Raw genomic sequence first — 15,813 nt, forward strand, 5'->3', positions numbered from 1 at the left:
CTCTCAAGACTACTTTGTCCTTGCCCGGGCCCCCGCCGCGAGGGTCCGGGCCGCCGTCACCCGGCGTCACAAGGGTCAGCCGACCTCGGGGTCGCCCTTGGTGTACGTGAGCCGCTCGACCTGGCCGGGCTCGAATTCGTTGTCGACCGTCTTGCCGTTCACGAACAGGTGGATCGCGCCCGCGTCACCGAGGACGAGGTCGATCTTCTGCTTGTCCTGGAAGGTCTTGGACTTGCCCTGCTCCAGGACGCCGTCGAAGAGCGTGCGGCCGTTGTGGTCCTTGGCCGAGATCCAGCTGCGGCCGTCCGCGGCGTTGACCTTGACCGTGACCTTGTCCTGGGGGGCGCCGGCAATTGCGCTGTCCGACGGGTCCGGCTTGGGGTCGGCGGGCTTGTTCGGCGCGGGCTTGCTGGCGGGCTTGCTGGTGGCCGGCGTGGCGCCCTCGGCGACCTGCGACTTCGATCCGTCCTCCTCGCCGCCGCCGCTGAACGCGGTGAAGCCGACGAAGCCGACGACGGCGACGATCGCGGCGACCATGGCCGCGGTCCAGTTCGGACGGCTCCGATCGGACCTGATCCGCTCGGCCTCGAAGAGCGGCGCCGCGGGAGTGGGCGCGGGCGGGCGACCGCCGTGCGCCTCGTCGTACTGGGCCAGCAGGAGGGCGGGGTCGACCCCCACGGCACGCGCGAGCGTGCGGATGTGTCCGCGGGCGTACACATCTCCGCCACATCGGGAGAAGTCGTCCTGTTCGATCGCGTGCACGATCGGAATGCGCACCCGAGTGGACGTACTGATCTCGTCGACGGTCAGGCCCGCGTCGATGCGTGCCTGCTGCAGCGTGCGCCCGATGGAGGGCCGGTCGTCAGCCGGACTCTCGGCTGCCGGACGGTCGGCCGCGGGCCGGTCGTCAATGGGTCGGTGGTCTGAAGGGCGGTCGTCTTCAGGGGAGTTGCCGATGGACACGGGGGCGCCTTTCGAGCGTGTAGCCACCTGCCGGATGTTCAGTCTAGGGGGGTTCCCGAAGGGTGGGGCAACTGGGCGACGGACTTTGTACGCCATCGGAATGGCGGGGCATCCTGATGGTGGGGCACGGTGCTTTCCCTCCCCTCAACTTGACGTATGCCGAAGAGAAACGGTTGCCTGCCGCTCCCTTATGGGTGAGCCTCCCCGCGGATCACGGCCAGCACGCTATCCAGCTCATCGGGTTTCACAAGAACGTCACGAGCCTTTGAGCCTTCGCTGGGACCCACGATGCCGCGCGACTCCATGAGGTCCATGAGCCGTCCGGCCTTCGCGAAGCCGACGCGCAGCTTGCGCTGGAGCATCGACGTGGAGCCGAACTGGGTGGAAACGACCAGCTCAGCGGCCTGGCAGAGCAGATCGAGGTCGTCGCCGATGTCCTCGTCGATCTCCTTCTTCTGCTTGGTCGAGACGGTGACGTCCTCCCGGAAGACGGGCGCCATCTGGTCCTTGCAGTGCTGGACGACCGCGTGGATCTCGTCCTCGGTGACGAAGGCGCCCTGCATACGGGTGGGCTTGTTGGCGCCCATCGGCAGGAAGAGGCCGTCCCCCTTGCCGATCAGCTTCTCGGCGCCCGGCTGGTCCAGGATGACGCGGCTGTCGGCGAGCGAGGAGGTCGCGAAGGCGAGCCGCGAGGGCACATTCGCCTTGATCAGACCGGTCACGACGTCCACGGACGGCCGCTGCGTGGCGAGCACCAGATGGATGCCCGCCGCACGGGCGAGCTGCGTGATGCGCACGATCGAGTCCTCGACGTCGCGCGGGGCCACCATCATCAGGTCGGCGAGCTCATCGACGATCACCAGGAGGTACGGGTAGGGGGTGAGCTCACGCTCACTGCCCTCGGGCGTCTTGAGCTTGCCCTCGCGGACGGCCTGATTGAAGTCGTCGATGTGCCGGTAGCCGAACGCCGCCAGGTCGTCGTACCGCAGGTCCATCTCGCGCACGACCCACTGCAGGGCCTCGGCGGCCCGCTTGGGGTTGGTGATGATGGGCGTGATCAGGTGCGGGATGCCCTCGTACGCGGTGAGCTCGACGCGCTTGGGGTCGACGAGGACCATCCGTACGTCCTCGGGGGTCGCCCGCATCATGATCGACGTGATCAGACAGTTGATGCACGAGGACTTACCGGAGCCGGTGGCTCCGGCGACCAGGATGTGCGGCATCTTCGCCATGTTGGCCATGACGTAGCCGCCCTCGACGTCCTTGCCGAGCGCGACCAGCATGGGGTGGTCGTCCTCGGCCGCGTCGGCCAGACGCAGCACGTCGCCCACGTTGACCATCTCGCGGTCGGTGTTCGGGATCTCGATGCCGACCGCGGACTTGCCGGGGATGGGGCTGATGATGCGGACGTCGGGGCTGGCGACCGCGTACGCGATGTTCTTCGCCAGAGCCGTGATCTTCTCGACCTTCACGGCCGGACCGAGCTCGATCTCGTACCGCGTGACGGTCGGGCCGCGCGTGAAGCCGGTGACATCCGCGTCGACCTTGAACTCGCTGAAGACGTTGCTGAGCGAGGCCACGACCGCGTCGTTCGCGGCGCTGCGCGTCTTGCCGGGACCGCCGCGCTCCAGCAGATCGAGCGCGGGCAGCGAGTACGTGATGTCGCCGGCCAGCTGCAGCTGCTCGGCCCGCGGCGGCAGGTCCCGGTGCTTCTCCGGAGCGGACTTGGTCAGGTCCGGCACTCCGGAGTCGTCGGACTCGCCGGGCTTCTTGCGCCGCACACCAGGCGGCGGACTGTCCGTGGCCCGCGCGGTCGGCACCGGCGCGGAGCTCTCCGCGGGCTTCTCGGGCGGCTCGGGCTTCTCGTCGCGCTCCCCGGAGACGCCCTGCGTCAGGTCGGCGACCAGCGGCGAGGGCGGCATGCCGTGCAGAACGGCACCGTCCAGAGCGGCGGCAGCGGCGGCCGCCACGTCCACCGCGTCCATCGGACGGTCCAGGGAGGGCTGTGCGGACGCCCTGCGGGGCCTGCGGCGCCGCGTGAGCGCCTCCTCCTCCGCCTGGTCCGGGGAGTACGCCTCAGGGGCCTCGGCGCGCCTGCGTGAGCGAGCGGGCAGCGCCTCGCGCCACTGCTCCTCGTAGCGCTCGTCGTCCGCGTAGTCGCCCTGCACCTCTTCGGGCGCCGGCTGGACGATGCCGAGCTTGATGCCCAGCAGCCGCAGCCGCTGCGGAATGGCGTTGACCGGCGTCGCCGTGACCACGAGCAGCCCGAAGACGGTGAGCAGGACGAGCAGCGGTACGGCGAGGACCTCGCCCATGGTGAAGATCAGCGGGGTCGACGTGGCCCAGCCGATGAGTCCGCCGGCGTCCCTTATGGCCGCCATGCCGTCCGCGCGGGCGGGTGACCCACAGGCGATGTGCACCTGGCCGAGCACGCCGATCACGAGCGCGGACAGGCCGATCACGATGCGGCCGTTCGCCTCGGGCTTCTCGGGGTGCCGGATGAGGCGTACGCCGATGACGGCGAGCAGTATCGGAAGGAGCAGGTCGAGGCGGCCGAACGCGCCGGTCACCAGCATCTCGACGAGATCCCCGACGGGACCGCGCAGATTCGACCAGGTGCCCGCGGCGACGATCAGCGCGATGCCGAGCAGCAGCAGCGCGACGCCGTCCTTGCGGTGGGCCGGGTCGAGTCCCTTGGCGCCTCGCCCTATGCCGCGGAACAGTGCGCCCACGCTGTGCGCGAGACCGAGCCACAGGGCGCGCGCGAGGCGGTACACGCCGCCCGTGGGGCTGGGCGCCGGCTTGGGCGCGGGCTTCTTCGCCGCGGCTTTCCTGGCGGGCGCCTTCTTCGCCGGGGCCTTCTTGGCGGGCGGCTTCTTGGCGACGGCCTTCTTCGCCGGAGCCTTTGTGGGCGCGGCCGCCTTCTTCGCGGGCGTCTTCTTGGCTGCGGACGGACGTGAGGCCATGGGTCTGAGGTTACCGGTGGAGGCCACTGCGGACACGTGTGCCTACTGCTTCACCCGTTTGTGTCGCCCTTGCGGGGGCGGTGAACTGACGGACGTTCACCGCTCCCGCGTCGGCTCAACTCTGTGAGGACACCGAAGGCGCACCGCTTCCGGTGCCCGGCTCCAGGGCGTCAAGAGCCCGCCGAAGGCCGGTGAGTTTGCGTTCGAGATGGGCCGCGGTGGCGACCGCGGCGGCATCCGCCGAGTCGTCGTCCAGCTGCTTCGAGAGCGCCTCGGCCTGTTCCTCGACGGCCGCCAGACGCGCGGAAAGCTCGGCGAGCAGCCCGGCGGGCTCCTTCGCGTCACCCGCCGCGGACTTGCCGCCGCCCTCCAGCTGGAGACGCAGCAGCGCTGCCTGCTCCCGCAGTTGGCAGTTCTTCATGTACAGCTCGACGAACACCGAGACCTTCGCGCGCAGCACCCACGGATCGAACGGCTTGGAGATGTAGTCCACCGCACCGGCCGCGTACCCGCGGAACGTGTGGTGCGGGCCGTGGTTGATGGCGGTGAGGAAGATGATCGGGATGTCCCGGGTCCGTTCTCGCCGCTTGATGTGCGCGGCGGTTTCGAAACCGTCCATGCCTGGCATCTGGACGTCCAGCAGAATGACCGCGAAGTCGTCCGTGAGTAGTGCTTTGAGCGCTTCCTCCCCGGACGATGCCCGTACCAGGGTCTGATCGAGCGCAGAGAGGATGGCCTCCAGCGCCAGCAGATTCTCCGGCCGGTCATCGACCAGGAGGATCTTGGCCTTCTGCACCATGGCCCGCCCTCCTCGCCCCGGCGGTACACCGGGCGCCGCCCCAGGGGACGACTCCCTTACGCCGTCCGTCCTTGTGCCGGTCATGGTAGCCGCACCCCGCCTGTCGCCACACCCTGTCACCGCGATGTCACTGTGCACGTAGCAGAAACGCAGTGGGAGACCAGAAGGTTCCCCGAATACCGCGCTTCTACACGGCCTCGGCCACACTCTGTCAGCAACTCCGCGTAATGAAGCCTCTTCTCGGTCACTCCCCGCGCATCCACTGCTCCATCACCGACAGCAGATGATCCGGGTCGACCGGCTTCGTGACGTAGTCGGACGCCCCGGAGTCGATGGCCTTCTCCCGGTCGCCCTTCATGGCCTTCGCGGTGAGCGCGATGATCGGCAGCCCGGCGAACTGCGGCATCCTGCGGATCGCCGTCGTCGTCGCGTACCCGTCCATCTCCGGCATCATGATGTCCATCAGGACGACCGTCACGTCGTCGTGCTGTTCCAGGACTTCGATGCCCTCACGGCCGTTCTCCGCGTACAGCACCGAGAGCCCGTGCTGCTCCAGGACGCTGGTGAGCGCGAACACGTTGCGGATGTCGTCGTCGACGATGAGCACCTTCTCGCCGCCGAACTGATAGCCCGGCCGCGCCTCGGCCTCCTCCTGCTGCCCCGCCGTCGGCCACTGCTCCCGCGAGCGCTCCTCCTGGGGCTCCGCGACGCCCTGCCCTGGCAGCACCGGCGGCTGCTCCGAAGAGGCGTGAGCGGCACGGCGCCGGCGCCTGAAGAGCGTGCCGGAGCCCGGCGTCGCGTCCGGCCGCGGCGGCGTGCCACCCTCGCTCTGCGCGGGCTGCTCGGCCGTGGACGGGCCCTCCTCCAGGGCGGGCCTGGCGACCGTGCCCGGCAGGGGTGACAGCTGCGAGTAACCCTGGGGCGGCAGTTCGCTCGGGTGCAGCGGCAAATAGAGCGTGAACGTCGATCCGCGTCCCGGCTCGCTCGCCGCGTGGATCTCGCCGCCCAGCAGACGCGCGATCTCCCGGCTGATCGAGAGCCCGAGCCCCGTGCCGCCGTACTTCCTGCTCGTCGTTCCGTCGGCCTGCTTGAACGCCTCGAAGATGACCCGCATCTTGCTGCCCGCGATACCGATGCCGGTGTCGCTCACCGAGAACGCGATCAGATCCGCGTCCGCGTCACGCAGCGAACCCGCCTCCAGGAGCTGTTCGCGGATGGCGTTGGGCACATCCGCGTTCGCGTGCCGGATCACCAGCTCGACCGCTCCGGAGTCGGTGAACTTCACCGCGTTCGACAGGAGGTTGCGCAGCACCTGGAGGAGCCGCTGCTCGTCCGTGTGCAGCGTGGCGGGCAGCTCCGGAGACACCCGTACGGAGAAGTCGAGCCCCTTCTCGGCGGTCAACGGCCGGAAAGTGGCCTCTACGTAGTCCACCAGTTGCACCAGGGCGATGCGCGTCGGGGAGACGTCCATCTTGCCCGCCTCGACCTTCGACAGATCGAGGATGTCGTTGATGAGCTGCAGCAGGTCCGAGCCCGCGCCATGGATCGTCTCGGCGAACTCCACCTGCTTGGGGGTGAGGTTGGCGTCGGCGTTGTCGGCGAGCAACTTGGCCAGGATCAGCAGGGAGTTGAGCGGCGTACGCAGCTCGTGCGACATGTTCGCCAGGAACTCGGACTTGTACCGCATGGAGACCGCGAGCTGTTCGGCACGCTCCTCCAGGACCTGCCTGGCCTCTTCGATCTCGGTGTTCTTGACCTCGATGTCGCGGTTCTGCTGGGCGAGCAGCTCGGCCTTCTCCTCCAGTTCGGCGTTGGAGTCCTGCAGCGCCTTCTGCCGGTTCTCCAACTCCGCCGAGCGCTCGCGCAGTTGCTCGGTGAGCTCCTGCGACTGCTTGAGCAGCACCTCGGTCTTCGTGTTGACGCTGATGGTGTTGACGCTCGTCGCGATCATCTCGGCGATCTGGCTGAGGAAGTCCTTCTGGATCTGCGTGAACGGCTGGAAAGCGGCCAGCTCGATCACGCCGAGGACCGTTCCCTCGAAGAGCACCGGAAGGACGATCACCTGCGCGGGCGGTGCCTCACCGAGGCCGGACGCGATCCGCAGATAGCCGGACGGCGCGTTCTCCACGAGGATCGTGCGCCGCTCCTGCGCCGCCGTGCCGATCAGCGTCTCGCCCGGCCTGAAGGACGTCGGCATGGAGCCCATGGAGTAGCCGTAACTGCCCATCATGCGCAGCTCGTACGCGTCCCCCTGCTCGACGCCCGGCTCCGGGGCGTCCTCCGTGGGCAGCGCCAGGAAGAACGCGCCGTGCTGCGCGGAGACCACAGGCGTCAGCTCGCTCATGATCAGCGAGGCGACGTCCGCCAGGTCCCGGCGGCCCTGCATCAGACCGGAGATACGGGCGAGGTTGCCCTTGAGCCAGTCCTGTTCCTTGTTGGCGAGGGTGGTGTCGCGGAGGTTGGCGATCATCGAGTTGATGTTGTCCTGCAGGACCTGGATCTCGCCCGCGGCATCCACGTCGATCTTCAGGTTCAGGTCGCCGCGCGTCACCGCGGTGGCGACCTCGGCGATGGCACGCACCTGCCGGGTCAGGTTTCCGGCCATCTCGTTCACGGACTCGGTGAGGTCGCGCCACGTGCCGTCGACGTCCCGCACCCGCGCCTGACCGCCCAACTGCCCTTCCGTGCCCACCTCGCGGGCCACGCGCGTGACCTGCTCGGCGAAGGACGACAGCTGGTCGACCATCGTGTTGATGGTGGTCTTGAGTTCGAGAATCTCGCCCCGGGCGTCGATGTCGATCTTCTTGGTCAGGTCGCCCTTGGCGATCGCTGTGGTGACCATCGCGATGTTGCGGACCTGGCCGGTGAGGTTGGAGGCCATGCCGTTCACGGACTCCGTCAGGTCCTTCCACGTGCCCGACACTCCGGGCACCCGGGCCTGACCGCCGAGGATGCCGTCCGTGCCCACCTCGCGGGCCACCCGGGTCACCTCGTCCGCGAACGAACTCAGCGTCTTCACCATCGTGTTGACGGTGTCGGCGAGCTGCGCGACCTCGCCGCGCGCCTCGACGGTGACCTTCTTGGTCAGGTCTCCGTTGGCGACCGCCGCCGCGACCTGGGAGATGTTGCGCACCTGCCCGGTCAGGTTGTTCGCCATCAGGTTGACGTTGTCGCTGAGGTCCTTCCAGGTGCCGGTGACGCCCGGAACTCGCGCCTGACCACCCAGGTTGCCCTCGGTGCCCACCTCGCGGGCCACGCGGTTGACCTGCTCGGCGAAGTTGGAGAGCTGGTCGACCATCGTGTTCACGGTGGTGACGAGCTCGAGGATCTCGCCCTTGGCGTCGACGGTGATCTTCTTGGAGAGGTCGCCCATGGCGACGGCCGTGGTGACCTCGGCGATGTTGCGGACCTGGAGGGTCAGGTTGTTCGCCATGCCGTTCACGGACTGCGTGAGGTCCTTCCAGGTGCCGGAGACACCCTGCACCTCGGCCTGGCCGCCCAGGATGCCGTCGGTGCCCACCTCACGGGCCACCCGCGTCACCTGCTCGGCGAAGGCCGAGAGCTGGTCCACCATCGTGTTGAGGGTGTTCTTCAGCTCCAGGATCTCGCCGCGCGCGTCCACGTCGATCTTCTGCGACAGGTCACCGCGCGCCACCGCGGTCGCGACCTGCGCGATATTGCGCACCTGGGCGGTGAGGTTGCCGGCCATGCCGTTCACGGAGTCGGTCAGATCGCGCCACACACCGGCCACGCCGGGCACCTGCGCCTGCCCGCCGAGGCGGCCCTCCGTACCCACCTCGCGGGCCACCCGGGTCACCTGGTCGGCGAAGGCGGAGAGCTGGTCGACCATCGTGTTGATGGTGTTCTTCAGCTCCAGGATCTCGCCGCGCGCGTCCACGTCGATCTTCTGCGACAGGTCACCGCGCGCCACCGCCGTCGTGACCTGGGCGATCTGACGTACCTGCGACGTCAGGTTCCCCGCCATGAAGTTGACGGAGTCGGTCAGTTCCTTCCAGGTGCCGCTGACACCGTCCACGCGGGCCTGGCCGCCGAGGCGGCCCTCCGTACCCACGTCGCGCGCCATCCGCGTGACCTGATCGGCGAAGGACGACAGCTGGTCCACCATCGTGTTGACGGTGTTCTTCAGTTGAAGCATCTCGCCGGACACGTCGACGGTGACCTTCTGCGACAGGTCACCGTTGGCGACCGCCGTCGTGACCTGCGCGATGTTGCGCACCTGGCCCGTGAGGTTGCGGAAGGCCGTGTTGACCGAGTCCGTCAGGTCCTTCCACGTGCCGGCCGCGCCCTGCACCTGCGCCTGGCCGCCGAGCTCACCCTCCACGCCGATCTCGCGCGCCACACGCGTCACTTCGGCACCGAAGGCGGAGAGCTGGTCCACCATCGTGTTCACGGTGTTCTTCAGTTCGAGCATCTCGCCCGCGACATCGACCGTGACCTTCTGCGAGAGATCACCGTTGGCGACCGCCGTCGTCACCGTCGCGATGTCCCGCACCTGCGTGGTGAGGTTCCGGAAGACCGTGTTCACCGAGTCGGTGAGGTCCTTCCACGTCCCCGCCGCGCCCGGCACGTTCGCCTGACCGCCGAGCTGCCCCTCCGCGCCGACCTCGTTCGCCACACGCGTGACCTCGTCCGCGAACGTCCGCAGCGTCTCGGTCATCTGGTTGATCGTCTCGGCGAGTTGAGCGACCTCGCCGCGCGCGCTCACCGTCACCTTCTGGGACAGATCGCCGTTCGCGACGGCCGTCGTGACCTGGGCGATCCCACGCACCTGGGCGGTGAGATTGCCGGCCATAAGATTCACCGAATCGGTGAGGTCCTTCCACACGCCCGCCACACCCGGCACCTGCGCCTGGCCGCCGAGCTCGCCTTCCGTGCCGACCTCGCGCGCGACGCGGGTCACCTCGGAGGAGAAGGACGAGAGCTGGTCGACCATCGTGTTGACGGTGTTCTTCAGCTCCAGCATCTCGCCGGCGACGTGAACCGTCACCTTCCGCGACAAGTCGCCCTTGGCGACCGCCGTCGTGACGAGAGCAATGTCACGCACCTGGGCCGTGAGCCGGTACGCCATGGTGTTCACCGAATCCGTGAGATCCTTCCACGAACCGGACATTCCGCGTACCCGCGCCTGACCGCCCAGCTTGCCCTCGGTGCCCACCTCGCTGGCCACCCGCGTGACCTCGTCGGTGAACGTCGACAGCTGGTCGACGAGATTGTTGACCGTACGGCCGACCTTCAGGAACTCCCCGCGCAGCGGATGCCCACTGCCCTCGTCGGCCTGCGCCCGCAGCTCCATCCGCTGCTCCAGGTCGCCCTCGGCGACCGCGGAGAGCACCCGCCCCACCTCGGAGACGGGGCGCACGAGATCGTCGACCAGCGCGTTCGACGCGTCGATCGCCGCCGCCCACGAGCCCTCGCTCGCGCCGGTCTCCAGGCGCTCCGTGAGTTTCCCCTCACGTCCGACCATCCGCCGGACCCGGGAGATCTCTCCGGTCAGGTGCAGATTGCGGTCGGCCACCTCGTTGAAGACGGCGGCGATCTCGGACATGACGTCGTCACCGGACACGGTGAGCCGCTTGCGGAAGTTTCCGTCCCGCATCGCCGCCAGCGCCGCGAGCAACCTGTTCAGGGCCGCCGTGTCCACCGACGTGGTCGCCCCGTGGCGCGGTTTGCGCTGTTTGCTCTGGGACTGTCCGTCTTTCGCACGCGTTTTAGTGCCCCGCGTCGCTGCGCCAGACTCCACTGTGTCCCTCCCGCAAGGGTCGACCGTACTGCTCGGGTTACCTGGGCTCTCTCCAAGAAGCTTGCCCAGTGTTTCACCATGGCTGAACCAGGCCATAACAGTTCGGCAGCTTCGCACACCGTCCGCACACCCTCCGGGCGGAAACACTGACGACCGGCATCAGCATGGACGGCGAAGGTAAGTAACCTGGCATCCGGCTGTCCAACCACCCCGGTCCTGCCCGGCCTGGGCGGTGGCACACGTACAAGCGGGCATCGGAGGGGCGGCCGCACCATGGTGGGAGACTTGGGCGTCGATGCTCGTACGAGGAGTTCTGTGATCACCGCGCGCGCGGCTGCGACTTTCGACCCCGTCGGGCGTTCCGTCGCGACGGCCCGCTCCTTTGTCCGCGACACCCTCCAGGGCTGGGGGTTCACGGACATCGTCGACGACGCCGTCGTCCTCACCAGCGAACTCGTCACCAATGCCGTGGTGCACGCCGGAACCGCCGCCGACGTCCTGTGTCTGCGCAGCGAGGACGCCGTACGCATCGAGGTCTCCGACCACTATCCGGAACGCGAGATCCCGCTCCAGCAGGCCGCCGTGAACATGGGCAACCCGGACCGCGAGGGCGGCCGCGGCCTCCAGCTGTGCGCGGCGCTCGCCACCCGCTGGGGCGTCGACTACACCCCCACGCAGAAGCAGGTCTGGTTCCAACTCGACCTCCCCGACCGCTCGGTGGGCACCCGCGCCGCAGGACCCGCGCTCCCCGCCGAGCTGCTCCCGCTCACCGACGGCAGAGTCCGCGTGGCCGTCGTCCAGATCGACCGGGTGGGCGCGATCTCCGCCTGGAACGAAGACGCCGAAGAGCTCTTCGGGTACGTCGCCGAACAGGTCACCGGCAAACCGCTCACCGACTTCGCCGCCTGGCCCCACACCCCGGGCACCAGCACCGGCATCGTGGAAGCGCTCCAACTCTCCCGCTGGGAGGGCAGTTACGGAATCCGCGGCTCCGACGGCCGCGTGACCCCCGTCTACGCCTCACACCTGCGCGTACGCGACACCGACGGCGAACCCTCCACGGTCTGCCTGCTCGTCCGCGACGACGAGCGCGCCGTCCTGCAGACCCCCTTGCGCGGCCCGGCCCCCGAGCCCGGGGCGCTCACCGAGTCGCACACCGCCGACCCCTTCGAGGTCTTCATCGGCTCCCCGGCGCCGGACGACCTCGACGGTCTGCTCCAGCGCACGGTCGAGCGCGCCCGCGACATGCTCGACGGCGACGCCGCCTTCCTGCTCCTCGCCACCGACGACGAGACGGAGCTGGAGGTACGCGCCTCCACCGGCCTCCCCTCGGCCCGCCAGCGCTTCGCCCGCGTCCCCGTGGAGGCAGGACCCGGCCGCTACGGCTCCGCCCGCATGCCGGCCGTCCACGAGGACCTCACGGTCGTCCCCGGCGCCGTACCGCTCCTCAGCGGCACGGGCATGCGCTCCGTCGTCACGGTCCCGCTCAAGGTCGAGGGACGTCTCACGGGCTCCCTGGGCGTCGCCGCCGAGGCCCCCGACCGGTACTCCAACGAAGAGGCCCTGCGCCTCCAGTTCGCCGCCGACCGCATCGCCCTCGCCGTCGAGTCCGCGCGCCTCGGCGAGCTCGAGCGCCTGCGCCGCGGCTCGCTCTCCTTCCTCGTCGAGGCATCGGACCTCCTCGCGGGCACCCTGGACCGCGACCAGACCCTGGCGCTCATGGCCCAGATGACGGTCCCTACGCTCGCCACCTGGTGCGCGGTCTACACGATCGCCGACCAGTCGTCCGAGCCCTATCTCTCGTACGTCCTCCATGAGGACGAGGAGCGCATCGACGGCCTGAAGGCACTCCTCTCCAAGATCGCCCCTCCCGACCCCGTGCCGACCCCGGGAGCCCGCGTCTGGGCCGCCCCCTCGGAAGCCGCCCACCAGGCCGCCCTGCGCACCTCCATGCGCAGCCTCGGCCTCGGCGAGCCCCTCAGCCTGGGCTCGGGCATCGGCACGACGCTCTCCACGGCATCGGCGGTCGGCGGCGAGACGGTCGTCCTGCCCCTGGTCGCCCGTAACCGCGTCATCGGCATGCTGACCCTGGGGAAGCCCTCGGACGAGCACTTCCGCCAGGAGATCCTGGAACTGGCGGAAGATCTCTCCCGCCGAGCGGCCCTCGCCCTGGACAACGCCCGCCTGTACTCGGAGCGCATGGCCATCAGCCAGTCCCTCCAGCGCAGCCTGCTGCCGCCGGGGCTCCCGCAGATCCCGGGCGTCGAGGTCGACGTCATCTACCGCGCGGCCGGTGAGGGGAACGAAGTCGGCGGCGACTTCTACGACCTCTTCCCCATCCGCGACGGCGCGTACGGCTTCGCGATCGGCGACGTCTGCGGCACGGGCCCGGAGGCAGCCGCGGTCACCGGCCTGGCCCGCCACGCCCTGCGCCTCCTGGCCCGCGAGGGCTTCGGCGGCCCCGCCGTCCTGGAACGCCTGAACGCCGCGATCCTCGACGAAGGCGCCCGCAGCCGCTTCCTCACCCTCCTCTACGGGGAGTTGTGGCCGCAGGAGGACGGCTCGGCCGTCCTGAAGATCGTCTGCGCCGGCCACCCGCTCCCGCTCCGCCTGCGCCAGGACGGAACGGTCGAGCCGTACGCGGAGCCCCAACCGCTCCTCGGCGTCATGGAAGACCTGGAGCTCTACGAACAGACCATGACGCTCGACCCGGGCGACGTCCTGCTCTGCGTGACGGACGGGGTCACCGAGCGCCGCGAAGGCACCCGCATGCTCGGCGACGACGGCCTCGCCGACGTCCTCACCACGTGCACGGGCCTCACCGCCGGCGCCGTCGCGGCCCGCATCATGCGCGCGGTCGAGCGCTTCGCGACGGACGCCCCGTCGGACGACATGGCGATCCTGGCGATGCGCGTCCCCGACATCCAGAAGGACTGACGATCTCGGACCGGGGGGCCGTGGCCCCCCGGGAAACAAAAAAGTCCCCGCCCAACTGGGCGGGGACTTTCCCGTTTTGCTCGCTGAGCCCCCATGCGGAATCGAACCGCAGACCTTCTCCTTACCATGGAGACGCTCTACCGACTGAGCTATAGGGGCCTGTTGCGCTTCGCGGTTTCCCGCTCGGCAACGGAATAGATCATACCCGAAACCGAAGGTGTCTCGAACCGACCGTTCCTCTGGACCGCCCGCACCGCCGCTGCCACTCTGCGCCCATGCCGTCCCGACGTGGTACATCCCTGCGGAACTCCTTACCCGTGGCGCTGGCCGCCCTTCTCCTGCCGCTGGCAGCCTGTGGGTCCGACGACGACAAGACCGCGGACCAGAAGCCCACCAAGAAGCCGCCTGCAGCGGAGACCCCGCGCCCTGGCGATCAAAAGGTCACGCTCACCTGGAAAGGCAAGAAGCGTGTCTACACGGTGCACGCCCCACCCGGCTACAACCGCTCGGAAAAGCTCCCCCTGGTCATCGCCATGCACCCCTATCCGGCCGACGGCGCGGCAGCGGCCAAGATCAGCGGCCTCAGCGCCAAAGCCGACAAGGAGAACTTCCTCGTCGCCTACCCCGACGGCCTCAACCAAGCCTTCAACGCGTTGATCTGCTGCGGCACCGAGGACGACGTGGGCTTCATCCGTACGATCACGAAGAGGCTGACCACCGCCTGGAACGCCGACCCGGACCGCGTCTACGCGACCGGCATCTCCAACGGCGGCGACATGTCCTACAAGCTGGCGGTCGAACTCCCCGACACCTTCGCGGCAATCGCCCCGGTCAGCGGCGGCTATCTCGGCCCCGACTCGGCGAAGGAGTCGTACATGCCGAAAACCCCGGTCTCCGTGATCACCTTCATCGGCGGCCTCGACGAGCATTACGCCGGGATGGACGAGGGCATCACGGCCTGGCAGAAACGCCTGTCCTGCAAGACGAGCCAACCCGAGAAACTGAAGAAGAAGATCAAAAAAACAACAGCCACGTGCCGCGACGGCTCGGACGTGACCGTCTACCGACTCCCCGACATGGGCCACTCCTGGCCGGGCGGCGCGGGCGGCAGCATGTCCGACCCCACCACGGGAATCAACGCGACAGACCTGATGTGGAAGTTCTTCAAGTCCCACACCAAAGAGGCGTCTTAGCGAACGCGGCTCAGAACGCCGGCTGGAGAAGCCCGCCGAGCGCGTTGCAGGCGGACACCACACGCTGCAGCTCGCGCCGCGACATCGCCGCGTCGACCGGCAACGCCAGGGTGTCGTCCGCGGCACGCTCGGTCTCCGGCAGATAGACGTCCCGCCAGAACTTGGGCGTGCGGTGAACGGGCGTCTTCACGGGCACCCGGCAGTCAATTCCCTTGGCCCGCACGGCACGCGCGAACGCGTCCCGGTCCGGCCGCCCATTTCCGGGCACTCGCACGACGTACTGCTGATAGCTGTGCCCCTCGACGCCGTCCGGGGTGATCACACCGCCGAGCCGCCCGCTGAGGTAGGCCGCGTGGGCCCGCCGCTGCGCCCGCTCGTCGTACGGTGCGTCCGACTCTCCCTGCTCCAGTACGAGAATGCCGTGCCGCGCCCCGACGTCCCGGAGACGGCGTACGTCGGCCGGATGCCCGAAGCGGTGCACGACGGCGACAGCGGCCGTACGGGAAGTCACGGCGGCGGCCACCGCATCAGGATCGAGGCAGTACGACGCCCGATCTATGTCCGCGAATACGGGCACGGCCCCTGCCAGGACCACGGCCTCGGCGATCTCGACGTTTCCGTACGCCGGCACGATGACCTCGTCACCGGCACCGACACCTGCGGCTCGCAACATGCCAACTGGCTCCATGACACTGGATGTTGGCTGCGGAACGTGAACGGCAAGTGACGCAAAACAAAAAAGAGCTGGTCCCTGAACCGAAGTTCAGGGACCAGCTCTATCAATATTAGTTCGGCGGCGTCCTACTCTCCCACAGGGTCCCCCCTGCAGTACCATCGGCGCTGTGAGGCTTAGCTTCCGGGTTCGGAATGTAACCGGGCGTTTCCCTCACGCTATGACCACCGAAACACTATGAAACTGTCAACCGCACCGCAGTCGTGGCCCGACATACGGGGTTGTTCGTGGTTTCAGAACCAACACAGTGGACGCGAGCAACTGAGGACAAGCCCTCGGCCTATTAGTACCAGTCACCTCCACCCGTTACCGGGCTTCCAGATCTGGCCTATCAACCCAGTCGTCTACTGGGAGCCTTAACCCCTCAAGGGGGTGGGAATACTCATCTTGAAGCAGGCTTCCCGCTTAGATGCTTTCAGCGGTTATCCTTTCCGAACGTAGCCAACCAGCCATGCCCTTGG

General features: G+C 68.5%; 7 protein-coding genes, 1 tRNA gene and 2 rRNA genes. 2 read left to right on the forward strand and 8 right to left on the reverse strand.

Going from position 1 to position 15,813, the window contains the following annotated elements; all coding sequences use genetic code 11:
* Positions 1–75: 75 nt before the first annotated feature.
* From AB0M70_RS13875 to AB0M70_RS13890, 4 genes are all read right to left on the reverse strand, one after another.
* Positions 76–963, reverse strand: a complete 888-nt coding sequence (locus tag AB0M70_RS13875) for a helix-turn-helix domain-containing protein (protein ID WP_365819759.1) — start codon at positions 961–963, stop codon at positions 76–78.
* Between the two features lie 188 nt (positions 964–1,151).
* Positions 1,152–3,929: a DNA translocase FtsK gene (locus AB0M70_RS13880; protein ID WP_365819761.1), complete on the reverse strand. Its 2,778-nt coding sequence runs from the start codon at positions 3,927–3,929 to the stop codon at positions 1,152–1,154.
* 115 nt (positions 3,930–4,044) lie between these two features.
* Positions 4,045–4,728, reverse strand: coding sequence for a response regulator (locus AB0M70_RS13885; RefSeq protein ID WP_160507566.1), 684 nt, complete (start codon positions 4,726–4,728; stop codon positions 4,045–4,047).
* A gap of 244 nt (positions 4,729–4,972) precedes the next feature.
* Positions 4,973–10,489, reverse strand: a complete 5,517-nt coding sequence (locus AB0M70_RS13890; RefSeq protein ID WP_365819763.1) for a HAMP domain-containing protein — start codon at positions 10,487–10,489, stop codon at positions 4,973–4,975.
* A gap of 273 nt (positions 10,490–10,762) precedes the next feature.
* Between AB0M70_RS13890 and AB0M70_RS13895 the strand changes: the two genes are divergently transcribed.
* Positions 10,763–13,426 carry a SpoIIE family protein phosphatase gene (locus tag AB0M70_RS13895; protein ID WP_365819765.1) on the forward strand — a complete coding sequence of 888 codons (2,664 nt, stop codon included), beginning with the start codon at positions 10,763–10,765 and terminating at the stop codon, positions 13,424–13,426.
* Between the two features lie 86 nt (positions 13,427–13,512).
* On the opposite strand, the gene AB0M70_RS13900 is transcribed toward AB0M70_RS13895, so the two are convergent.
* A tRNA-Thr gene (locus AB0M70_RS13900) sits at positions 13,513–13,585 on the reverse strand.
* A 116-nt stretch (positions 13,586–13,701) separates the two neighbouring features.
* On the opposite strand from AB0M70_RS13900, the gene AB0M70_RS13905 reads away from it, so the two are divergent.
* Positions 13,702–14,619 carry a PHB depolymerase family esterase gene (locus AB0M70_RS13905; RefSeq protein ID WP_365819767.1) on the forward strand — a complete coding sequence of 306 codons (918 nt, stop codon included), beginning with the start codon at positions 13,702–13,704 and terminating at the stop codon, positions 14,617–14,619.
* 10 nt (positions 14,620–14,629) lie between these two features.
* On the opposite strand, the gene AB0M70_RS13910 is transcribed toward AB0M70_RS13905, so the two are convergent.
* The 3 genes from AB0M70_RS13910 to AB0M70_RS13920 form a co-directional block, all read right to left on the reverse strand.
* Positions 14,630–15,292: a DegT/DnrJ/EryC1/StrS family aminotransferase gene (locus AB0M70_RS13910; RefSeq protein WP_365819769.1), complete on the reverse strand. Its 663-nt coding sequence runs from the start codon at positions 15,290–15,292 to the stop codon at positions 14,630–14,632.
* 115 nt (positions 15,293–15,407) lie between these two features.
* A 5S ribosomal RNA gene (gene rrf, locus AB0M70_RS13915) occupies positions 15,408–15,524 on the reverse strand.
* Between the two features lie 91 nt (positions 15,525–15,615).
* Positions 15,616–15,813: ribosomal RNA gene (locus AB0M70_RS13920) — 23S ribosomal RNA — on the reverse strand; the annotation flags it as partial.

This window comes from Streptomyces sp. NPDC051214, assembly GCF_040682375.1.
Classification (GTDB): Bacteria; Actinomycetota; Actinomycetes; order Streptomycetales; family Streptomycetaceae; genus Streptomyces.